Annotated in this window: 19 protein-coding genes; 7 read left to right on the top strand and 12 right to left on the bottom strand. The window is 67.0% G+C overall.

From position 1 onward, the window contains the following. Positions 1-100: 100 nt before the first annotated feature. The 5 genes from BLS42_RS14315 to BLS42_RS14295 all read right to left on the bottom strand — a co-directional run bounded on the left by BLS42_RS14315 (position 101) and on the right by BLS42_RS14295 (position 7,036). On the bottom strand, positions 101-1,795 hold the full coding sequence (locus BLS42_RS14315; RefSeq protein WP_090582294.1) for an ABC transporter family substrate-binding protein: 1,695 nt from the start codon (positions 1,793-1,795) through the stop codon (positions 101-103). A gap of 101 nt (positions 1,796-1,896) precedes the next feature. Then, complete coding sequence (locus BLS42_RS14310) at positions 1,897-4,053, bottom strand: dipeptide ABC transporter ATP-binding protein (protein ID WP_090582241.1); 2,157 nt, start codon at positions 4,051-4,053, stop codon at positions 1,897-1,899. Then, positions 4,050-5,054 (bottom strand): ABC transporter permease, encoded by a 1,005-nt coding sequence (locus BLS42_RS14305; RefSeq protein ID WP_090582239.1) that lies wholly within the window; start codon positions 5,052-5,054, stop codon positions 4,050-4,052. The genes BLS42_RS14310 and BLS42_RS14305 overlap by 4 nt, the downstream gene beginning before the upstream one ends. 2 nt (positions 5,055-5,056) lie before the next feature. Continuing rightward, positions 5,057-6,043 (bottom strand): ABC transporter permease, encoded by a 987-nt coding sequence (locus BLS42_RS14300; protein WP_090582237.1) that lies wholly within the window; start codon positions 6,041-6,043, stop codon positions 5,057-5,059. A gap of 360 nt (positions 6,044-6,403) precedes the next feature. Beyond that, positions 6,404-7,036, bottom strand: coding sequence for a TetR/AcrR family transcriptional regulator (locus BLS42_RS14295; RefSeq protein WP_218122113.1), 633 nt, complete (start codon positions 7,034-7,036; stop codon positions 6,404-6,406). Positions 7,037-7,162: 126 nt separating this feature from the next. On the opposite strand from BLS42_RS14295, the gene BLS42_RS14290 reads away from it, so the two are divergent. The 3 genes from BLS42_RS14290 (at position 7,163) to BLS42_RS14280 (ending at position 9,728) form a co-directional block, all read left to right on the top strand. After that, positions 7,163-7,726: an NAD(P)H-dependent oxidoreductase gene (locus tag BLS42_RS14290; RefSeq protein ID WP_090582236.1), complete on the top strand. Its 564-nt coding sequence runs from the start codon at positions 7,163-7,165 to the stop codon at positions 7,724-7,726. 153 nt (positions 7,727-7,879) lie between these two features. Then, positions 7,880-9,172, top strand: coding sequence for an aminotransferase-like domain-containing protein (locus BLS42_RS14285; protein WP_090582291.1), 1,293 nt, complete (start codon positions 7,880-7,882; stop codon positions 9,170-9,172). Between the two features lie 127 nt (positions 9,173-9,299). Further along, the gene (locus BLS42_RS14280; RefSeq protein WP_090582234.1) at positions 9,300-9,728 is read left to right on the top strand and encodes a universal stress protein; all 429 of its coding nucleotides are present in this window, start codon (positions 9,300-9,302) and stop codon (positions 9,726-9,728) included. Positions 9,729-9,732: 4 nt separating this feature from the next. On the opposite strand, the gene BLS42_RS14275 is transcribed toward BLS42_RS14280, so the two are convergent. Beyond that, positions 9,733-11,373, bottom strand: a complete 1,641-nt coding sequence (locus tag BLS42_RS14275) for an AMP-binding protein (RefSeq protein ID WP_090582232.1) — start codon at positions 11,371-11,373, stop codon at positions 9,733-9,735. A 243-nt stretch (positions 11,374-11,616) separates the two neighbouring features. On the opposite strand from BLS42_RS14275, the gene BLS42_RS14270 reads away from it, so the two are divergent. After that, a complete protein-coding gene (locus BLS42_RS14270) occupies positions 11,617-11,955 on the top strand; it encodes a hypothetical protein (protein ID WP_090582230.1) in 339 nt (112 codons plus the stop codon). A 145-nt stretch (positions 11,956-12,100) separates the two neighbouring features. Here the strand turns inward: BLS42_RS14270 and BLS42_RS14265 are convergent, their stop codons facing one another. The 4 genes from BLS42_RS14265 to BLS42_RS14250 all read right to left on the bottom strand — a co-directional run bounded on the left by BLS42_RS14265 (position 12,101) and on the right by BLS42_RS14250 (position 17,193). After that, entirely contained in the window at positions 12,101-13,660 is a 1,560-nt protein-coding gene (locus tag BLS42_RS14265) for a dihydrolipoamide acetyltransferase family protein (protein ID WP_090582228.1), read from the bottom strand. 9 nt (positions 13,661-13,669) lie between these two features. After that, complete coding sequence (locus tag BLS42_RS14260) at positions 13,670-14,650, bottom strand: alpha-ketoacid dehydrogenase subunit beta (protein ID WP_090582226.1); 981 nt, start codon at positions 14,648-14,650, stop codon at positions 13,670-13,672. Beyond that, positions 14,650-15,927, bottom strand: a complete 1,278-nt coding sequence (locus BLS42_RS14255) for a thiamine pyrophosphate-dependent dehydrogenase E1 component subunit alpha (protein ID WP_090582225.1) — start codon at positions 15,925-15,927, stop codon at positions 14,650-14,652. Before BLS42_RS14255 ends, BLS42_RS14260 begins: the two co-directional genes overlap by 1 nt. A 147-nt stretch (positions 15,928-16,074) precedes the next feature. Then, positions 16,075-17,193 (bottom strand): histidinol-phosphate transaminase, encoded by a 1,119-nt coding sequence (locus BLS42_RS14250; protein ID WP_176803438.1) that lies wholly within the window; start codon positions 17,191-17,193, stop codon positions 16,075-16,077. 119 nt (positions 17,194-17,312) lie between these two features. Between BLS42_RS14250 and BLS42_RS14245 the strand changes: the two genes are divergently transcribed. Continuing rightward, a complete protein-coding gene (locus BLS42_RS14245) occupies positions 17,313-17,699 on the top strand; it encodes a phage holin family protein (protein ID WP_090582287.1) in 387 nt (128 codons plus the stop codon). Here the strand turns inward: BLS42_RS14245 and BLS42_RS14240 are convergent. Then, a complete protein-coding gene (locus BLS42_RS14240; protein ID WP_090582223.1) occupies positions 17,650-19,128 on the bottom strand; it encodes a hypothetical protein in 1,479 nt (492 codons plus the stop codon). The two genes, BLS42_RS14245 and BLS42_RS14240, sit on opposite strands and share 50 nt — an antisense overlap. After that, positions 19,128-19,475 (bottom strand): hypothetical protein, encoded by a 348-nt coding sequence (locus BLS42_RS14235; RefSeq protein WP_256336477.1) that lies wholly within the window; start codon positions 19,473-19,475, stop codon positions 19,128-19,130. The genes BLS42_RS14240 and BLS42_RS14235 overlap by 1 nt, the downstream gene beginning before the upstream one ends. A 149-nt stretch (positions 19,476-19,624) precedes the next feature. On the opposite strand from BLS42_RS14235, the gene purB reads away from it, so the two are divergent. Both purB and BLS42_RS14225 read left to right on the top strand, forming a co-directional pair. Continuing rightward, positions 19,625-21,067: an adenylosuccinate lyase gene (gene purB / locus BLS42_RS14230; RefSeq protein ID WP_090582218.1), complete on the top strand. Its 1,443-nt coding sequence runs from the start codon at positions 19,625-19,627 to the stop codon at positions 21,065-21,067. Then, positions 21,064-21,735 (top strand): histidine phosphatase family protein, encoded by a 672-nt coding sequence (locus BLS42_RS14225; RefSeq protein WP_090582216.1) that lies wholly within the window; start codon positions 21,064-21,066, stop codon positions 21,733-21,735. Before purB ends, BLS42_RS14225 begins: the two co-directional genes overlap by 4 nt. The last annotated feature ends 104 nt before the right edge of the window (positions 21,736-21,839 follow it).

Here is a 21,839-nt window from a genome sequence, read left to right as displayed (position 1 = left end):
TGGTGCGACGACAGAGGCCGGCGCCGCCCGGATGCTTCCAGGGGACGCCGGCCTCGGCCGTGTTACTCAGTGCTGCTCAGTGGTGCTTAGTCAGCAGGGCTTACTTCTGCCAGCCGACGACGCTCCAGTCCGGGGTCTGGAACAGGCTGGCGCCGTAGTTGGCCAGGCCGGTGCGGGCGAAGTAGATCTGCGGGCCGTTCATGATGACGCCCATCGAGAAGTACTTCTCCATGTGCTTCTTCTCGACGTCCATGGCGGCCTTGTTGCGCTGGGCGTCATCCTGGATGGACGCGAGGTCCTTGATGGCCTTGTCCAGCTCGGCATCGCCGAGTTCGTTCTCGTTGGTCTTCGAATCGTAGAACTGCTTCACGCCGGAGGTGGCGTCGGCGCCCACGGTGTAGCCGCTGATGGTGAGCTGGAAGTCGCGGCTGCCCACGACCTTGCCGAAGTCGGCATCGCCGCGCTGGTCGATGCCGACCTCCATGCCGGCCGCCTGGAGCTGCTTCTGCAGGGTCTGCACGGTGGCGAGGGCGGTGGGGTCGTCACCGAAGTTGGTGATCTTGAAGGAGACGGCCTTGCCGTCCTTTTCCATGGTGCCCTTGGCGTTGGCCTTGTAGCCGGCCTCGGTCAGGACCTTCTTGGCGGCGTCGGCGCCGGTTTCTTTGACCGGGTAGTTGTCCTGGTAGTACTTCGAGAACGGCATGAGCATCATCGAGCCCGAGCTGTCCTCTTGCCAGTTCAGGCCGCCGAAGCGGACGGCGCGGATGGCCGGGCGGTCGACGGCGGTGAAGATGGCCTTGCGGACCGCGACGTCGGTCAGCGGGGCCTTCAGGGCGTTGAGGTTCAGGCCGCCAGCGAAGAGGCGCTGGCCGCGGCGGACCTCGGAGTTCTTGGAGCCCTCAAGCTGCTTGTACTTGGTCAGCGTGCGGCCGTCGGCCATGTCAATCTCGCCGTTCTTGAAGGCGGCGATCTCGGCGCTTGCCTCCAGCTGGCGGAAGATCACCTTGTCCAGGACCGGCTTTTCGCCCCACCACTTGTCGTTCGGGACCATGGTGACAGTCTTCGCGGCGGAGTCGAACTTGTCGACCTTGAACGGGCCAGCCATCCACTCGGGGTGCATTTCCCCGGAGAAGCCGGTGTTGAAGATAGCCGGGGTGTTCACGGACTGCGGGATGAATCCGCCGAAGATGTCGCTGAGCGGGTAGACCGGCTGCGTGGTGGTCACAACGACTTCCTTGTCGCTGCTGCCGGCCTTGACGGAGTCGATGAACTCGTAGGCCCCGGACGAGACGATGTCGATGTCCTTGTTCTTGCCGTTGAGCATCTTCCACGTGTTTTCGAACGTGGCGGCGTTGATCGGAGTGCCGTCGTTGTAGGCGGCCTTCGGGTTGATCTTGATGGTGATGGTCTGCTTGCCGTTTTTGACTTCGCTCTTGAAGTCTTCGCAGAAGTTCTTGTTCAGGTTGGCGGTGCCGTCGAAGTCGAGCTTCCAGCAGCCGACGTAGCCGGCCTCGTCGATCGGGTAGTGCAGTTCGGTGTTGTCCGCTGAGTTGCCCGCGTTGGAGAAGCCGTTGAAGTCCGGTCCGATGTTGCCGACGGGCAGCGTCACGGTACCGCCCTGCTTCAGCTCACCGGCCTTCTTGGCGTTGACGCTGACGAGCTTGCTGAGGTCGCCTGAGGCATCTTGTGCCTTGGCGCTCTCGGCGGTGGTGGAAGCGCCACCGCCGCCGCAGGCAGTCAGCGCAAGCGCCGCCACGACGGCGGTGAGGCCGCCGATCTTGGTGCGATTTTTCATAATGATCCCCTTCATTTTTTTCGTGCGAGTGTGATGCATTGGTGGATTGGTGGTCTGCGGTCCGGACCCCTGGTGGTCCGGATGTTTGGTGGTCAGGTAAGTCAGTGGTTTTCGTGCACAACGACCATGTCCGCGTCCAGTTCGCCGTCCGGGTAGAAGCAGGCGAACTGCTGGTCGATTGCGGCCGGTTCCAGGGCGGGTTCCAGGGTCAGGCACTTCTCCTGCTTGGCCGGCGGCAGGGCCGCAAACACGGGACAGCGGGTGGCGAAGTTGCAGCCTGCCGGCGCCTCCAACGGCGAGGGCAGGTCGCCCTGGAGGATGATCCGTTCGCGGGTCCGCTCCAGCTCCGGATCCGGTACCGGGATCGCGGAGAGCAGGGCACGGGTATAGGGGTGGCGGGGGTTGTCGAAGACGGCGTCGACGTCTCCGATCTCCACGATCTTGCCCAGATACATGACGGCAACTCGGTTCGAGATGTGCCGGACCACGGAGAGGTCATGCGCCACCATCAGGTAGCTCAGGCCGAGTTCGGCACGGAGCTTGTCCAGCAGGTTGATGACGCCGGCCTGCACCGACACGTCGAGGGCGGAGACGGGTTCGTCCAGGACAACGAGCCGGGGGTTCACTGCCAGGGCGCGGGCAATGCCGATGCGCTGGCGCTGGCCGCCGGAGAACTGGTTGGGGAACCGGTTGACGTGGTCCGCCTGCAGGCCCACCAGCTCCATGAGCTCCATGATCCGCTTCCGGATGGCCGGCTTTGGCATGCCCAGGTTTTCCATCGGCTCGGCCAGGACCTCGTAGACGGTGAAGCGCGGATCCAGCGCCCCGGTGGGGTCCTGGAACACCATCTGCAGTTCCTTGCGCATGGCACCCTTGGCGCGGGCGTCCGCGGCCTGCTTGTTGCTCAGCCCGCCAATCACCACCTCGCCGTCCTGGTCCTTGTGGAACTCCATGATCTCCAGCAGGGTGGTGGTCTTTCCGCAGCCGGACTCCCCCACGATCGAGAAGCACTCGCCCTCGCGGATATCGAAGCTCAGCCCGTCCACGGCCTTCACCGTGCCGATCCTGCGCTTGAGCAGGGCGCCCTTCATCAGGGGGAAGTGCTTCCTGACGTCGCGGAGTTCCAGGACAGTCTTGCGCTCGTGCCGCGGAAGGCTGTCAAAGCGGGAGACCGGCACGGCCGGGACGGCAAAAACCGCGTGGACGTCGACGTCGGCGAGTGCCTCGCTCTTGATGCACGCGGCGCGGTGCCCCGCGCCGGGCGCCACCGCCCGGAGGTCCGGTTCGCCGTCAAGGCAGGCCTCGCTGGCCAGCGGGCAACGCGGCGCGAACGAACAGCCCGTGGGCGGCTGGGTGAGGTTCGGGGGGATGCCGTCGATCGGCACCAGCGACGATTTTTCCGCGACGTCCACGCGCGGGACCGCGCCGAGCAGGCCCATGGTGTAGGGCATCCGCGGGCTGTAGTAGATGTCATCGACGCTGCCGGTCTCCACCGGCCTGCCGGCGTACATCACCATGATGTCGTCGGCCATGCCGGCGACCACGCCGAGGTCGTGCGTGATCATGACGACGGCGGCGCCGGTCTCCTCCTGGGCGGCGTGGAGCACCTCGAGGACCTGCGCTTGGATGGTGACGTCCAGCGCCGTCGTCGGCTCATCGGCGATCAGAACCCGCGGGTTGTTGGCGATCGCGATGGCGATCATGACGCGCTGGCGCATGCCGCCGGAGAACTCGTGCGGGAAGGCCTTGAGCCGGTCCTTCGGGCTGGGGATGCCGACCAACCCCAGGAGTTCGACGGCGCGGGCCTCCTTGGCCTGCTTGCTCATGGACGGGTTGTGGACCGTCAGGGCCTCGATGATCTGGGTGCCGACCGTGTACACGGGGGTCAGGGAGGACAGCGGATCCTGGAACACCATCGCGAGGTCGCTGCCGCGGTGCCGGCACATGGCCTTGTCGCTGAGCCCCAGGAGCTCCTTGCCCTGCAGCCGGACGGAACCGCTGATTTCCGCCGTCGGGGGCAGCAGGCCCATGATCGCCATGGACGTGACCGATTTGCCGGAGCCGGACTCGCCCACGATGCCCAGCGTCTTGCCGGGCATCACGTCGAAGTCGATGCCGCGCACGGCGTGCACCACGCCGTTTTCCGTGTTGAACCGGACGTTGAGGTCCCGGACAGAGAGGACCGCGTCGGTAGGGGCGTGCAGCCCGGCGACGCGGAGGCGCTCGGCGGTGGTCTGGGTGGTGGTATCGCTGGTCATTTGTTCTTCTTCTGTGTCTTGCCAGTCTGTGTCTTGCCAAGTCTGGCGTTGGACCTCTTGGCGCGGCCCACGGAGCTGGAGCTGGGGTCGAACGCGTCCCGGAGGCCGTCATTCATCATGGCCAGCGAGCCGGTCAGCAGGAACATCACGATCAGGGGAGCCCAGAACATCCACGGAAAGGTGGAGACCTGGGAGGTGGACTGGCCGATCAGCACGCCCAGGCTCACGTCCGGGACCTTGATGCCGATGCCGATGAAGGAAAAAGCGACCTCGGCGAGGATGGCGCCGGTGACCCCGCGGGTGACTTCCAGGACCAGCAGGGAGCCGATGTTCGGTACGAGGTGCCGCCAGACGATCCGGCGCGGCGGGATGCCCATGTACTGGGATGCTTTGACGAAGTCACGCTGCATGAGTGAGAGCGACAGGGACCTGATGAGGCGTGCGGTGCCCATCCAGCTGAAGACCAGCAGCACGATGATGAGCAGAAGCCAGCTCGGGACAGTGTTCTTCAGCCCGTTGGCGCCGCCGCTCGTGGCCACCGCGACTACCAGCAGGGCCGGCATCATGATCAGGGCTTCGAGGATGAACAGCATGACCTTGTCCACCTTGCGGCCGAAGAACGCCATGGTGCAGCCGTAGACAGCGGCGATCAGCACCGATACGAGGCCGACGACGACGCCAATCAGGATGGAGACCCTGGTGCCCTCGACGGTCAGGGCGTAGAGGTCGATCCCGGCCTGGGAGGTGCCCAGCAGGTGCTCCGCGGAGGGCGGCATGCCGATGTTGAAGGGGTCGATGGTCTCCTTGTCCCAGCTGCTGAAGAAGCCGCCGATGAAGGAGAAGAGGGTCAGGGCCAGGAAGATGACCAGGCCGGCGACGGCTGTCCGGTTGCGCAGGAAGCGCCGCAGGATGATCCGCGACTTGCCGATCACGACGTCGTCGTCCCCGAACTTTCGTTCGTCGAGGGCGGCGGCCGGGTCGATCGTGTTGAGGTTGGTCATGATTACTGCACCCGCACTCTCGGGTCGACGAGCGTGGTGGCGAAGTCGGCGAGGATCGCTCCGACCGCGAAGATGACCGAGCCGTAGGCGAGGGTCGCGGTGGCCGCGTTGACGTCCTGCAGGGCGATCGAGTCGATGGACCAGGACCCGACGCCGTGCCAGGCGAAGATCTTTTCGGCGAAGAAGCCGCCGGCGAAGATGGCCGGAATGGTGAACGCAATGCTCTGCGCCACGGGGATGAAGGACACCCGCAGAGCGTGCCGGCTGATGGCCTGGTTGCGGGTCAGGCCCTTGGCCCGTGCCGTCCTGACGAAGTCGGCGTTGACGTTGTCCAGCAGATACTGGCGTTGGGCGATCTGGTACGCGCCCCAGCCCACAATCGTGATGGCGAACGTGGGCACGGCGTAGTGGGCGAGCATGTCGACAAGCTGGGCCCAGCCGTCGCCGTCGAGGCCCGGGGTGGAGATGCCGGTGACAAAGAAGACGCGCTCCCCGACCGACTCGTTAATGTTGATGGCGCCGAGCTGGACCAGGAAGTAGGCGATCGGGGCGGGAACGATGTACATGAGGTAGCTGTACGAGGTGATGGCCCGGTCCGAGGCCTTGTACTGGCGGGCGGCGGTGTAGACGCCGAGGGCGACGCCGATCACCAGGGTCAGGATGATCGAGGCCAGGAAGAGCCGGGTTGAGATCCAGACCCGGTCGCCGAACTCGGCGTTGATGAAGGCGCCGTTGGGGCTCCGCCCCCAGTCCCAGCGGGTGACAATGCCCGTGAGCCAGTCGACGTAGCGTTCCCACGGGTTGAGCGTCGGATCGAGCCCCTTGAGCCGGAAGGAGTTGACCACCTGTTCGGGGGTGGGCCGCGGAATCCGCTCCTGCTCGAGCAGGGCAGGCTGCAGCGTGCTTACAGCCAGTAGATAGCCGGCACTGGTGGTCAGGAAGATCATGAAGACATACGTGATGGCACGTTTGGCGAGATATCGAAGCATGGACCGGTTAGTTCTGGATCGCCGTTGCCCGAGCGGATCCGGGCGTCAAAGCGGCTCGGAGAGCCGGCCTGGCCGGGATGACAAGACTATTCACAACTTCGGTCCTTCCGTTGTCCCCCATCCGGCAGCGGGTTCCGCCGCCGGTTCGGGATCATGGGCCAGCTGGTTTCGGCCGCCCGCATGCCTTGCGGCTTAGTCCTTGTTGACTATGTTGCGGGTCACATTCCAGAGGAAGCTATCACATATGCCGGGTCTCACCGCGCTCCCGGCGGCCGCGACACGGCGGCTCCAGTACCAGATCGTTATGAATCACTCCGTGGAATGGATTTTGACCCGCGGAATCGGCAAGGCCGCGTTACGCTACTGTCCGCCCACGACGCGCGTGACAAGTTCCCGCCAGGTTTCCGCGAGCCGTTCGGGCGAAATCCCGTGCACGCCGACGGAATGGAGCAGCAGTTCCGGCTCCAGCGCCGCCCCCAGGGCCGACGCCATGAGCCACGGATCCGCCGTCACGCCGGCCTCGCGCAGCAGCATCTCAAGGTGGCGGTGCCAGAGGACGGCCGGCGGTACATCGAACCTGTTGTGGGCCGAGGCATCGGCGGCCCGGGCCAGCTCCCCGAACTCCAGGGTCCAGGCAATGCGGGCGGCACCCACGGCGATCAACCGCTCCAGGGGCGGCGCGCCGGGACCTACCGGGGGAGGACCGAACATGAACCGGCCCTGGAATTCGGCCTCGGCGTCACTGAGGAGGGCCATCATCAGGCCGGCACGGCTGCCGAACCGCCGGAAGACTGTCCCTTTTCCAACTCCGGCGCGCCGCGCCAGCCGGTCCATGGTGAGGGCGTCGACGCTGGATTCCTCCACGATTTCCCGGGCGGCGCAGAGGAGCAGTTCCCTGTTGCGCGCCGCGTCACGGCGCCCTGATTCTGCGGCGGGTGCGGCGGCGCGCCCTTCCCCGGGCTGGGCACCGGGACGGATCGGGATGAGGCTCACACCGCTGATTCTAGCGCCTCGGAATATAACCGGACCGCAGTCCGTTTAGCATGGATGAAGGCCCCAAAAGCCCCACGATCCGCCAGCCGCCGGAACCATCCTGCGGCGTGATGCACAGGAGTACACATGTCCAAGAAGACCATCCTCGCCCTCGTCGGCAGCCTTCGCGCCGGCTCCACCAACCTTCAGCTGGCCGAGGCTATCGCGCTCAACGCCCCGGACCAGGTGGACGTGGTCATTCACGAGAACCTGGGCAACATCCCGTTCTACAACGAGGACATCGACGTCGAAGGCCAGGTGCCCGCGGCCGCCGCCGCCCTGCGCGCCGCCGCCAATGACGCCGACACCATCCTGCTGGTTACGCCGGAACACAACGGCACCGTCCCGGCATCGCTGAAGAACGCCATCGACTGGCTGTCCCGCCCGTTCGGCGCCGGCGCCCTGTCCGGCAAGCCCACCGCAGTTGTCGGTACCGCCTTTGGCCAGTTCGGCGGCGTTTGGGCCCAGGACGAGGCCCGCAAGGCCGTCGGCATCGCCGGCGCCCAGGTCCTCGAGAACGTCAAGCTGGCAGTCCCCGGCTCGATGGTCCGCTTCGCCGAGATCCACCCCAAGGACGACGCCGAAGTTGTCGAGCAGATCAAGGGCGTGTTCGACGCGCTGGCCGAGGCCCCCGCGGCAGAAGCGGCGTAACCCTCCGCACCCCGAAGTTCCAGCGAGGCCCCCGGCAGCACACGGCTGCCGGGGGCCTCGGCCTGTCCGGAGCACACCCGGCGGATTTCAGACCGGGGAGTCATGGACAACAATCGTTTCCCCCGTGACAACACGGGTAGTATCCTTGGGTTTGTGACCCACGAAACACTTGATGCCGCCGCAGCAGTACTTCCGGCCGAGGCCATTGACGCAATCGAACGTGCGGCTACGTCCGCCCATCGCCACGAGACCCTGTTTTCGGAGCGCGCAGCAAATATCAAGCAGTCGGCAGTCCGGGACGTCTTCGACATCTCGATGCGCCCCGGCCTGGTTTCCCTCGCCGGAGGGAGCCCCTACCTGCAGTCCCTCCCGCTGGAACGCCTGGGCCAGACCGCCGCGAAGATCATCGCCGAGCAGGGGATGACCGCCCTGCAGTACGGCGGTGGCCAAGGCACTGAGGAACTCCGCACCCAGATCTGCGAGGTCATGGCGGCAGAGGGGATCCTCGACGCAGACCCCGCGAACATCATCATCACCGCGGGGTCGCAGTCCGCGCAGGATGTGGCCACCAAGGTCTTCTGCAATCCAGGCGACGTGGTCCTCGTGGAGGACCCCACCTATGTGGGCGCCCTCAACACGTTCGAGGCCTACCAGGTGGAGGTCGAAACGGTGCCGATGGACGGTGACGGCATCATCCCGGACCTGCTGGAGGCAAAGATCGCCGCCCTCCAGACCGCGGGCAGGAACGTCAAGTTCCTTTACACCATCCCCAGCTTCAACAACCCGTCCGGCATCACCCTGTCCGCGGAACGACGGCAATCCGTGGTGGATATATGCCGTCGCGCGAATATCTTGGTGCTGGAGGACAACCCCTACGGCCTGCTCCGCTTCGACGGCAAGCCGTTGACTCCGCTGCGGGCAGCCAACCCGGATGACGTCATCTACATGGGGTCCTTCTCCAAGATCTTCGCCCCGGGCCTGCGGATCGGCTGGGCCCTCGTCCCGGCCCACCTGCAACGCCGGTATTACTTGGCATCGGAGGCCGTCACCCTGTGCCCGCCGACGCTGAACCAGATGCTGGTGTCGGCCTATCTGCGCGACTACGACTGGCGCGGCCAGATCGAGACGTACCGCGGGCTGTACCAGGAACGCTGCGAGGCAATGCTTGCCGCCCTGGCCGAATACATGCCGGACGGACTGAGCTGGACGCGCCCCGAGGGCGGCTTCTTCGTGTGGGTCACGCTGCCCGACGGCGTGGACACCTACCCGCTGCTGAAGAAGGCCATTGACGCCGGCGTCGTCTTCATTCCGGGCGCGGCCTTTACGAACTCGGACGACACGTCGAACAAGATCCGGCTGGCGTTCAGCGCGGTGCCGCCCGAGTCGATCCGTGAGGGCGTGCGGCGGCTCGCGCCGGTCCTGCGGGAAGCGTTGGCCGCACTGTAGCGTGAACACCGGCAGGGCTCGCCGCCGGGGTTTCGCTGCGACTCGTTGAACAACATCAGTTGTTGAACAGCAGGGCCTATCGAACGTGCACATTGAACAGCATTACTCGTTGAAAGAGGAGCGGTCCATGACCGAAATTATCGTTGTCGGCGTCGACGGCAGTGAAACTGCCCTGCGGGCTGCGCACACCGCGCGCGACCTCGCAGTTTCCATGGGGGCGACACTTCATGTGGTCAGCGCCTTTGACAGCGACAAGACCCAGGTCTTTGGCAGCGGCAGTGACGAGTGGATCGTTTCCGACGCCGGTAACGCGGAGAAGGTCGCGCGGACGGTGGCGGACGGCCTGCGCCGCCCGGACACCACCGTCACCCATGCCGCCGCCCGGGGCAAGCCCGCCGAGGCCCTGATCCGGGAAGCCGAACGGACCGGTGCCCGGATGATCGTGGTCGGCAACCGCCGCATGAGCGGGATCGGCCGTGTCTTGGGGAGCGTTGCGAACAGCGTGGCCCACAACGCCCCCTGCGACGTCTACATCGCCAAGACCGACGCCGACTAAGGCACTACTGCCGCTCGGGCACCGCGGGCGCCTCTACGGCTGACACTGCGGGCTCTGCAGTCTTGAGCATCCGGCGCAGGATTTTTCCTGAGGCGGACTTCGGCACGGCCTCGATGAACTCGACCCGGCGGACCTTCTTGAACGGCGCCACCTTGGCCGCCACGAAGTCCATGACGCCCGCCACGTCCAAGGCATCGCCCTCCGCGCCGGGCTGGCGGACCACGAACGCCTTCGGCACTTCCTGGCCGTCGGCGTCGAAGGATCCGATCACCGCGGAGTCGGCAATGCCGGGGTGCGTGAGGAGCAGCGCCTCCAGCTCCGCCGGGGCGATCTGGTAGCCGTTGTATTTGATCAGTTCCTTGAGCCGGTCCACGATCGTCACAACCCCGTCTGCCCGCACCGTGGCGATGTCTCCGGTGTGCAGGAAGCCGTCGGCGTCCAGGGTGTCCGCGGTTTCCTGCGGCCGATTGAGATAGCCGAGCATCACGTTCGGACCGCGGCACAAGAGGTGCCCCGGCGCGCTGGTTCCTTCCGCGGGAACCGGGATGTCCTCCCCCGTGGCCGGGTCCACGAGACGGCACTGCATGTTCGGCACCGTGTAGCCCACGGAGCTGACGGGGACGTCGCGACCGTCGCCCCCATCGCGCGGAATGAGGTGCGACACCGGGCTCAACTCGGTCATGCCGTAGCCCTGCAGGACCCGGCAGCCGAGCCGTTCGGCCAGGCGCGTGCCGAGCTCACCGTCCAGCGGCGCCGCGCCGGAGAGGGCGGTGTGCACCGAGCCGAGGTCGTACTCGGCAACCAGCGGGTGCTTGGACAGCGCCACGGCGACGGGAGGTGCGATGAACAGGTAGCTGCATCGGTGCTCCTGGATGATCCGCAGGAACTCGGGCAGATCGAACCGGGGCATCGTGACGAGCCTGGCCCGCTGGCGCAGTGCGAGGTTCAGCAGCACTGTCAGCCCGTAGATGTGGAAAAACGGCAGCAGCGCCAGGAGCCTGTCCTCGGGGACGACGCCGAGCAGCCCCCTGGCCTGTTCCACGTTGGCGACCAGATTCCGGTGGCTGAGCATGACGCCCTTCGGCCGGCCCGTGGTGCCGGACGAATAGGGCAGCACGGCCACATGCGTGGCCGGATCGAAAGAGACTTGGGGCGCCGGCGCGCCCATGGCGAGCAAGTCACCCAGCGAGGGGTGGCCGTCGGCGCCGTCGAGCACCACGAGCCGCGAGGCCGGGATCCCCGTCCTGTACGCTGCCTCCCGGGCGGCCGGCAGCAACGCCGAGACGGTGAAGAGCCAGCCGGCGCCGGCGTCGGTGAGCTGGTTGGCGATCTCGTCCGCCGTGTACAGCGAGTTGATGGTGGTGACCGTGGCGCCGGCCCGGAGCAGTCCGTGGAAGACGGCCGCAAAGGCGGGGACGTTGGGGCACAGGACGGCTGCCACGCCGTGGACGCCGAGGCCTCGGGCGGCCACGGCACCGGCGAGGGCATCGATCTGCCCACGGAGCGCCCGGTAAGTGGTTTCTGCGCCGCTGGCGCCGTCGACGACGGCGATCCGGTCCAGGTCCTCCTCTGCCAGAGCGCCGAAGAGGTAGTCGTAAATGCCGATATTGGGAACATCGACGTCGGGGTACGGGCTTGAAAACACGCAACATCTCCTTTGATCCGCGTCCGCCCGGGCTGTCGGCGGCTGGTGCCACTCTAATGCCCTGAATGTGTCTCCATGACGGGACGGCGCGGACATGACTGTGATCGGACTTGAGGAGGATCACCCCCTCCCGTGGGCAGCCTCACCGCCGAGGGAGCCTCCCGGAAGGGAACGGCTCGATAAAATGGGAAGTGCCCTGCGATGGTGCGGACATCCGAGAACCCACCCACCCAAGGGAGCCCCATGATCATGCTTCAGCGCCGCCAGCTGGTTGGCCACGACATCCTGCTGGCCCGGCACGGCAACCACATCAGCGCCATGCGCGTGGACCGCAGTGCCGGCCGCGTTGTCGCGTTCCTGGACGACGGATCAACAGACAGCGCCCCCAACTTGATTTTCCCGGGCCTGCGTATGCCCGAGACCTTGCGCAGCGTGCTCCGTGAGGACTGGAAGTTCCTCACGGGGATCAGCGCGTGCGGCGTGGTGCTCGCGGGCCTGGTGTCTGCCGCCTCGGCCGCCGTCGCAGGCATGAGCGGCGATCCCGCGCTGGTTCAGATGCTGACCGCGTACTCGGGAAACTAAGCGCCCCGGGTCCACCGCTCCGTCCCAGTTGCTGGCCGCGGGACGTCGCTTCGGCCTGGGGAACCCGCGGTATCCCGCGGGTGCAGGGCTGCGGGAGCCGAAGCAACTGGGAAGGAACGTTGCGGCCCCCGGCCTGCGGGCCGTGTCAGTCCAGCAGCAGTGCCGGCTCTTCCAGGATGGCAGCGACGTCGGCCATGAAACGGGCCGAAAGGTCACCGTCCACCACCCGGTGGTCGAAGGAGCCGCCGAGGGTAGTGATCCAGCGCGGAATGACTTCGCCGTCCAGGACCCAGGGCTTTTGCTTGATAGTGCCGAATGCCACGATCGCAACCTCGCCCGGGTTGATGATCGGCGTGCCGGTGTCGATCCCGAGGGCGCCGATGTTGGTCACGGTGAGCGTGCCGCCCCGCATCTGGGCGGGCTGGGTCTTGCCGGCCCGCGCCGTGGTGGCGAGCTCGTTCAGGGCCAGGGCCAACTGCTTGAGCGAGAGGTCTTGGGCGTTCTTGATGTTCGGCACCATCAGTCCGCGGGGCGTCGCGGCCGCGATGCCCAGGTTCATGAAGTGCTTGACGTGGATCTCCGCGGAATCGCTGCCGTCCGGGTTGTCCACCCACGTCGCGTTGACACTCGGGTTTCGCGCCGCGGCCCAAATGACCGCCTTGGCCAGGATCAGCAGCGGAGACACCTTGATGCCTTCAAAGTCTCGGGAGGCCTTCAGGCGCTTGACGAATTCCATGGTGCGGCTGGCGTCGACGTCGACAAAGATACTGACGTGCGGCGCCGCGAAAGCCGATTCGACCATGGCTTTTGCGGTGGCCTTGCGGACCCCCTTGACCGGGATCCGCTCGATCCGCTGGTCCTGCGGGCGGCCGGACTTGCCCCAGAACGAGTCCGCCTTGTCCACCTCGGCATCACGCTGGGCCTGGTAGCTCACCAGGTCCTCGCGGGTCACTTCACCGCGGGCACCGGTGGGCACGACGTCGGCCAGGTTGATCCCGAGGTCCCGGGCGATCTTGCGGACCGGCGGCTTGGCCAGCACCTTGCCGACCAGGCCGCTGATGGCACCGCCCAACGTCGGGCGCAGGTCTACGGAGTCGGCCGGGCCGGTGGTCTCCGAAGCCGGGTGGCCGACGGCGTCCGGGCTGATCCGGACGTCGTGCGTCTCGATGTCCGCCCGCTCCACCACCGGGGCGGCAGCGCCGGGGCCGGCCGTGGCAGCCGGGGTTCCCTGGCTCGGGGCCGCCGGGGCCGAAATCCGCCGACGGCGCTTGACGGCGTCGGCCTTGGGACCGGAGCCCACAAGCGGGCCGCCGGCCGGGCGCCCGGCTGCTTCGCCGGCGTCGGACGTGTCAGCCTGCAGCGTGCCGTACATGGGCGCCGCGGCGGGGGATGCGGGGGCAGGAGATGCCGCGGCGGGAGATGCCGCGGCGGGAGATGCGGGGGCAGGAGACGACGACGCGGCGACGGCGTCGCTCACGCTGATGATCGCCGTGCCGACATCCACCGTGACTCCCTCGGGAACCAGCAGTTCCGTGACGGTCCCCGCGAAGGGTGAGGGCAGTTCCACCAGAGACTTGGCCGTCTCGATCTCGCACAGGACGTCGTTGATGGCCACGGTATCGCCGGGCTTGACCTTCCAGGCGACGATTTCGGCCTCCGTCAGCCCTTCTCCGACGTCGGGAAGGTTGAACTTGTTGAGCGTCATGGGTCCTCGTCAGTACGCCAGGGCGCGGTCCAGCGCCTCAAGGATGCGGTCGATGTCCGGCAGGTAGTCTTCTTCGACCTTGGCCACGGGATAGGGCATGTGGAATCCTCCGACGCGGATGACCGGTGCCTCCAGTGAATGGAACGCCCGTTCGCTGATCCGCGCGGCGATTTCGCCGCCGATGCCGCCGAAGGTGGGGGCCTCGTGGGCCACGATCAGCCGGCCGGTCTTCCGGACCGATGCCGTGACGGTGTCGAAGTCGATCGGCGAGATGGAACGGAGGTCGATGACCTCGACGCTGTGGCCGTCCTCGGCGGCGGCCTCCGCCGCGGCGAGAGCAACGGGCACGAGCGGCCCGTAGACGACGACGGTGGCGTCGGTTCCCTCGCGGAGCACATGCGCCTTGAAGGGGTCCGCGGACGCGCCGGGGGTCTCAGTGTCGACCTCGCCCTTGAGCCAATAGCGGCGTTTGGGCTCGAAAACGATGACGGGATCCTGGCAGTCGACGGCCTGCTGGATCATCCAGTAGGCATCGTGCGGATTGGACGGCGTGATGATGCGCAGGCCGGCCGTGTGGGCGAACAGCGCCTCCGGCGATTCGGAGTGGTGCTCGATCGAGCCGATGCCGCCGCCGTACGGGATCCGGATGACGACGGGAACGGTCAGGTTGCCGTTGCTGCGCGAGTGCATCTTGGCCAGCTGGGTGGTGATCTGGTTGAAGCCCGGGAACACGAAGCCGTCGAACTGGATCTCGCAGACCGGCTGGTAGCCGCGCAGAGAGAGTCCGATCGCGGTGCCGATAATGCCGGATTCGGCCAGCGGGGTATCCACGACGCGGTCGGCGCCGAACTCGGCGATCAGCCCGTCAGTGACCCGGTAGACGCCGCCGAGGGCCCCGATGTCCTCGCCCATCAGCAGCGAGCGGGGGTTGTTGTTCAACGTGGCCCGTAGGCCCTCGTTGATGGCCTTCGCAATGGTCATGGTGGTCATTACTGGGCCGCCCTGTCCGTCTGCTCAGCCGGTGCCGGATCTGATGTTGCCTGTGCGGTTTCGGCGTCGGCGAACCCTGCGCTGTAATCCTCGAACCAGGCCAGTTCCTCGGCGACCAGCGGGTGGGCCTCCACATAGGTGTTGGCGAAGGCAGTCCGGATGTCCGGGGTTTCGAGGTCGTGGGTGGTCTTGCGGACATAGGCGGCGAGCTCGTCGCCGTCGGCCTTGACCTGCTCGAAGAAGGCGTCGTCCGCGAGGCCCTCGGCCCGGAGATACTTCTCCAGCCGCTCCAGCGGGTCTTTGGCCCGCCACAGTCCCTCTTCGGCGGATCCACGGTACTTGGTGGGATCGTCGGCGGTGGTGTGCGCCCCGACCCGGTAGGTGAACGCCTCGATCAGGACCGGACCGTGGCCCTCGCGAGCCTGCTCCAGCGCCCACTCCGTGACGGCGTGGACGGCGATCACGTCATTGCCGTCCACCCGGATGCCGGGGAATCCGTAGCCCTTGGCGCGGTTGGCGAGCGGGATGCGGGTCTGCACGGAGCTCGGCACGGAGATCGCCCAGTGGTTGTTCTGGCAGAAGAAGACCACGGGCGCCTGGTAGGAAGAGGCGAACACCATGGATTCATGAACGTCCCCTTCGGAGCTGGCGCCGTCACCGAAGTACACCATGACGGCAGCGTTGGGCTCCACGGCCTGTCCCGCTTCCCCGCTGGCGACGGCGTTGGCGGCCGCCAGCTTCTGGTCCCGCTGGATTCCCATGGCGTAACCGACGGCATGCGGGGTCTGGGCGGCCAGGACCAGCGTGTAGAGGTGGAAGTTCGTGTCTTTCGGGTTCCAGCCGCCGTTGGAGACGCCGCGGAACTGACGCAGCAGCTCGGCCAGGTCCACGTTCCGCGTCAGGGCAACGCCGTGCTCGCGGTAGGTCGGGAAGATGTAGTCCTGCGGCTGACTGGCGCGGCCGGAGCCGATCTGGGCGGCTTCCTGTCCCGTGAGCGGGACCCACAGGGCCAGCTGGCCCTGCCGCTGCAGGGCGGTGGCTTCCACGTCAAAGCGGCGGATCTTGGCCATGTCCGCGTAAAAGCCGCGCAGCGTGTCCGGATCCAGCTTCTCGGCGTACTTTGAGAAAACCGGGTCGGAGCCCAGGGTGCCGTCAGGACCCAGCAACTGCACCATCGGCTCGGCCGGGGCGCCCAGTTGGGCCTCGGCCTCCGCCTCGAGCCGGTCATCCATCTCGGTTCCGTCGAACTCGGTAGAGGGCAGATGTGTGGCGCCCATACCGTCTCCTTGCTTGCCGCATCCGAATGCGCCGCAATCGCTGGGATATATGCCGAGCAGGGAATACATTCCCCGCTCGGCATATATTTTGGCTTACTGGTCCTTACTTTATCCGCACAGGGCAGATTGACCGCGCCGTGTTAAGCGCTAGGAACGCCGTGGAGGTTTTGTATAGATCGCACAGAGCTCCAGGAACCGGGTGTTGGCTTCCGGTTCGCCGATGCTGACCCGGACGCCCTCGTTGCCGAAGGCGCGCACGGACAATGCCCGCTCGGCCGCCAGGGCGGCAAATTCCGCGCTGTTTGCGCCCAGATTGAGCCAGACAAAGTTACCTTGGGCCTCCGGAAAGAACCATCCGAGTTCCCGCAGTCCGGCCGTGACCCGGTCCCGTTCGTCAACCAGGCTTTGTACCCTTTCTACAACGTCGGCGAAGTGCTCGATCGACGTGACGGCAGCCGTTTCCGCGATTTGGGATACCGCGAAGGGTGTGGCGGCAACCCGCAGGTGCTGCGTGAGGTCGGGGCGGGAGACGCTGTAGCCCACGCGGAGTCCGGCGAGGCCGTGCGCCTTCGAGAACGTCCGAAGGACGACGACGTTGGGGTACTTGCGGTACATGGCGATGCCGTCCACAGCGTCGCCGGCGCGCACGAATTCCTGGTAGGCCTCGTCGATGACTACCACAACATCGGCCGGAACGGCGTTGATGAAGCGCTCCGTTTCCTCGGCCGTCAGGATGGGTCCGGTCGGGTTGTTGGGCGTGCACAGCAGGATCATCCGGGTCCGCGCGGTCACTGCGGCAGCCATGGCGTCCAGGTCATGCCGCCCGTCGGCCGTCAGCGGGATCCGGACGCTATCGGCGCCCGCCAGTCCAACGCAGATCGGGTAGGCCTCGAACGAGCGCCAGGCATAGATGACTTCGTCGGCCTTGCCGTCGTCGTTCTGGCCGGCGAAGGTGGTCAGCAGCTGGTTCAGGGCGCCCAGGCTGCCGGCGCCCGTGACGATGTCCTCGGCGGGAACATCGAGGAAGCGGGCGAGTGATTCGCGCAGCTTGCTGCTGAGCGGATCGGGGTAGCGGTTGAAGTCGGTCTGCGCCGCGATGGCCTGCTGCACTGCAGGGATCGGGGGCAACGGGTTTTCGTTGGAGGAAAGCTTGTAGCTGACCAGGCCTTCCACGGGGACGGGCGGTTTTCCGGCCGCGTAGCGGGGGAGGAGGTCTACCACCGGACGGGGCCTGATGCCTCCGGCCGGGTTCTCTGATGAAGTCATGCCAACTAGCCTACTTCGGGTCGCTGGCACTGTTCGGGGATGGCCGCTGCCGCTACGGGGAATCGCTAGGGTGAATATGATCTCTGCCGCTGCCGCCGGGCGTATGACAGCATGGGGCCATGCGCTCATTTATCGTGCGAGTCATCGTCAACGGGTTGGCCCTGGCAATCGCCTGCTGGATCCTCACCGGGCTGGATATTTCCACCCAGAGTGACGGCACCATCAACATCGTCCTGGGCTACCTGTTCATCGGTCTGATCTTCGGCCTGGTCAATGCGTTCGTCAAGCCGATCGTCAGCCTTCTGTCGCTGCCGATCACCATCCTCACCCTGGGCCTGTTCACGGTGGTCATCAACGCGGCGATGCTCTACCTGACGTCCTGGATCAGCAGCTACACCACTGTGCACTTCACCATCGACTCGTTCTTCTGGACCGCGGTGTTCGCCGCCATCATCATCAGCCTGGTGTCCCTCGTGGCGAGCTTCCTTCCCGCCCTCGACCGCTAGAAGCTCCCGGCCCGTGCCGCGGTGCAGTAGCCCCGGGCATTCCGCGCGGTGCGGGCGTTGCGGGCGTTCCCGGTGCTGCGGGCCGTGCCTCGCGCCGGAGCGAGAACCGGGTCACGGTCGCCGCCCCGCCGGTCCCCACGACTGCGGCCAGCGCCGTCGTGGAGTCCTTCAGCGTGTTGTCCCAGCTCGCCGAGACGAGTGCGGCCCCGTCCGCGTAATTCTCGAGCCGGTGCCCCGGCCCCAGGCCGAAGTCCTGCAGCGGCGGCACGGCCAGCGGGTTGGTGAGGGTCACGGTCACCCGGTCCCTGGTGTCCGGGTTCGCCAGTCCGTCTGCTCCCGGCACCCAGTCCTGCTCGTGTTCAAGGTGCAGGCTGCGGATCCCCGGCCCCGGGCTGATCCCGCCGACCGGCGAGCCCGCCGTCAGCACGAATTTGAGATCGTACTCGGCCAGGAAAGCCCTGTCCTTGCTGAGGTTCATCGCGTGGATCCCACCCTGGCTGTAGCCGACGGCCACGAGCTGATCACCGGCCTCGGCTCCGGCCTGCTGCAAAGCCTGCCGGATGGCGCCTGCCGTCCATTCCGAGTCGTAACCCAGGGCCTCGGCGATTCCGGCGGGGTCAAAGGGGTTGGCACCTTCCGGCAGGCCGCCCTGCTGGGTTCCGGGAATGATCACCACCCACGCCGGCCGGCTCCCGCCGTCGACCTCGATGACCTCGATCCGGCCACCCTGCTCACCCACTGCCCCTGCCCGCCGCAACAGCCCGGCCGGTGAGAGGTCGACGTCGGCCGTAAACTTCTCCCGGCCCACGATGCTGACAGGCCGGGGCTTGAGGAACATGAGCCCCGGCGCGTCCGTGGCGTCCCGGACCAGGCGGCGGATGTCAGTGGGCCCACTCAGGCCCCCGGCGACGGCGGCCAGGGGCCCGGGCAGGCCAAGCAGCACTGCGAGATTCCGGGGCGCCATGGCGACCCAGTCTTCAACGATGCCGCGCACCCCGGGCAGGGCGAAGGGCTCCGGGGCTGCTCCGTACTCGGAGCCGTGAAACCCCATCCGCAGCAGCAGGGCATTCCGGGCTTCGGCATATTCGTACTCGCGGTGGCTGGCGCGGACGTCGTCGCCAATGTGCTGAAGTTGTGACCGGACGCGGCCGACGTCCCGGCCGGCCTCCCCCACGGTGACGATGGCGTTGCTGCCGCTGGTGTAGGAGTCGGGCTGATAGGGGAAGAGCGCGTGCTTCACGGCGTCGGCCTCCACCTCGACCGACTGCAGCTGCCGGACCAGCCCGTCCAGTGCCGCGGCGCCGGCAAGCAGCTCCTCAAACTGGAAGCTCACCCCGCCGATCCCGCCCCGGATGCGCAGGCTGCCGTCAGCCGGCGGCGCGGAAACCACGGGGGCGCCGCCGGAGCCTGCCGGAGTCACCTCGGCCATCAGGGGCCCATCCGGTCCGCAGGCTGCGCCACGTTCTGGGCGTGCCTGCGCACCACGGCAACAGCATCGACCAGGGCGTCCCGGCTTCGGCGCAGCGCCGCCGCGTGCAGGGACAGGGCCAGCCGGTAAGCGCGGCCGGCCGGTGACTGCCACGTCTGCAGCTCAAGGCGGGCAAGAGCGGCGAGCACTGCGTCCGCCTCATCGGCGCACCTCGCAACGCGCCCGGCGAGCTGCTGGACTTCATAACTGCGCGAAGCGCACTCGAGGGCATCGGCGGCCGTCACGCCAAAAACAGCCACGCTGCCCGCCGCTCCGGGAGCCATCCCACTGGACATCCAACTACTCATGAACCGACGCTAACGGGCAGTCAGGACCGCCTGTAGAGCGCCGCCCGGCTATGTGGACAACCTCCCGGACCGCCGGGCGCTGCCAGCCGGCGGTGTCACACGAATCGGTGCGCTTAAGGCCCGGCAGCACTTCGTGAAAGAATCGGCACATGCCTGAAACTGCCGCCACAGCTGATACCCGCACGCCGTCCGGACGCCTGGCCCTCGCCGCGTCCGACCACCAGATCGCGCTCGGCCCGCTGGATGGCCGCTACCAGGCCGCCGTCGCGCCGCTGGTGGACTACCTGTCCGAAGCGGCCCTGAACCGCGACCGCGTGGCTGTTGAGGTCGAGTGGCTGATCCACCTGACCGGCAACAGCGTGCTGCCCGGGGCCGGCCCGCTCACGGCAGAACAGCAGCAGCAACTGCGCGCGATCGTCACGGAGTTCGACGCCGGATCCGTCACCGAACTGGCCGAGATCGAGGCAGTGACGGTGCACGACGTCAAGGCTGTCGAGTACTACATTGGCCGCCGCCTGCCCGGCATCGGGATCGATCACCTGACTGCCATGGTGCACTTCGGCTGCACGTCGGAAGACATCAACAACCTCTCCTACGCCCTCGGCGTCAAGGGAGCCGTGGAGGACGTGTGGCTGCCCGCGGCCCGTGCCCTCGTTGCCCAGATCAGCGCCATGGCCGAAGACAACCGCGCGGTGCCGATGCTCTCCCGCACCCACGGCCAGCCCGCCACGCCCACCACGCTGGGCAAGGAAATGGCCGTCATTGCGCACCGGCTCAACCGGCAGCTGGACCGGATTGCCCGGACCGAATACCTCGGCAAGATCAACGGTGCCACCGGCACCTATGCCGCCCACGTTGCCTCCGTCCCGGGCGCCGACTGGGAGCACGTCTCCAAGGGCTTCGTGGAAGGCCTCGGCCTGACTTGGAACCCGCTGACCACCCAGATCGAAAGCCACGACTGGCAGGCCGAACTCTATGCCGACGTCGCGCGTTTCAACCGCATCCTGCACAACGTCTGCACGGACATCTGGAGCTACATCTCGATCGGCTACTTCGTGCAGATCCCGGTGGCGGGCGCCACCGGCTCCTCGACCATGCCGCACAAGGTGAACCCGATCCGTTTCGAAAACGCCGAGGCCAACCTCGAGATCTCTTCCGGCCTGCTGGACGTGCTGGGCTCCACCCTGGTCACCTCCCGCTGGCAGCGCGACCTCACCGACTCCTCCTCGCAGCGCAACATCGGCGTGGCGTTCGGCCACTCGCTGCTCGCCATCTCGAACGTCGCCAAGGGCTTGGACCGGCTCAAGGTTGCCGAGGACGTGCTGGCCGCGGATCTGGACACCAACTGGGAAGTCCTCGGCGAGGCCATCCAGATGGTCATGCGCGCCGAGGCCATCGCCGGCGTCGAAGGCATGGAGAACCCGTACGAGCGGCTCAAGGACCTGACCCGCGGACACCGCGTGGACGCGGCCCGGATGCAGGAATTCGTCCAGGGACTCGGGCTGTCCCCCGCCGCCGAAGCTCGGCTCCTGGCCCTGACCCCGGGCAAGTACACGGGCATCGCGGACCAGCTGGTGGACCACCTCAAGTGAGGCTCCTGCTCATCCGGCACGGGCAGACGCCCGGGAACGTCCTGGGCCAGCTGGACACGGCGCACCCTGGGCCCGGGCTGACCGAGCTCGGGGAGGGGCAGGCAGAGTCCTTGTCCCGCGCCCTGGCGAACGAGCGGATCCACGCCCTCTACGCTTCCACCCTGATCCGGACGCAGATCACGGCCGCACCCCTAGCCCGGGTGCACGGGCTGGAAACCGAGGTGCTGCAGGGCATTCACGAGATCGAGGCCGGGGAGCTGGAGAAGCGGACCGACCACGAATCGCACAGGCGGTACATCGGCACCATTTTTTCCTGGGCGGACGGCGACCTGGACCGCCGGATGCCTGCCGGTCCCAGCGGCCGGGACTTCTTCGAGCGCTACGACGCCGCGATCGCCAAAGTAGCGGAACGGGCCACTGAAGCGGGGGGCTCAGGATCCGTAGCCGTGGTCAGCCACGGCGCCGCCATCCGGGTATGGGCCGGCCTGCGGGCAGCCAACATCGAACCGGACTTTGCCATCAGGCACGTGCTGGACAACACCGGAATCGTGGCGCTGGAAGGAGATCCCGACCGCGGCTGGGACCTCATCCACTGGGACGACAGCCCCGTCGGCGGCCTGGCGCTGGCGGATCCGACGGCGGAGGATCCCACCGGCCGTCCGGCGTAGCGGGCCGATCCGTCCCCGGCGAGGCGTACAGGCCGTCCCGGCGGGGCGTACCGGGACTGGACTGCTCACCTGAACGCGGCGATGATGAAAACAGGCGTGGGGAC

It is taken from the genome of Arthrobacter sp. ov407, assembly GCF_900102895.1.
Taxonomy (GTDB): domain Bacteria; phylum Actinomycetota; class Actinomycetes; order Actinomycetales; family Micrococcaceae; genus Arthrobacter.
The sequence above is the reverse complement of the archived record's forward strand: the minus strand, read 5'-3'. Positions and strand labels throughout refer to the sequence as shown.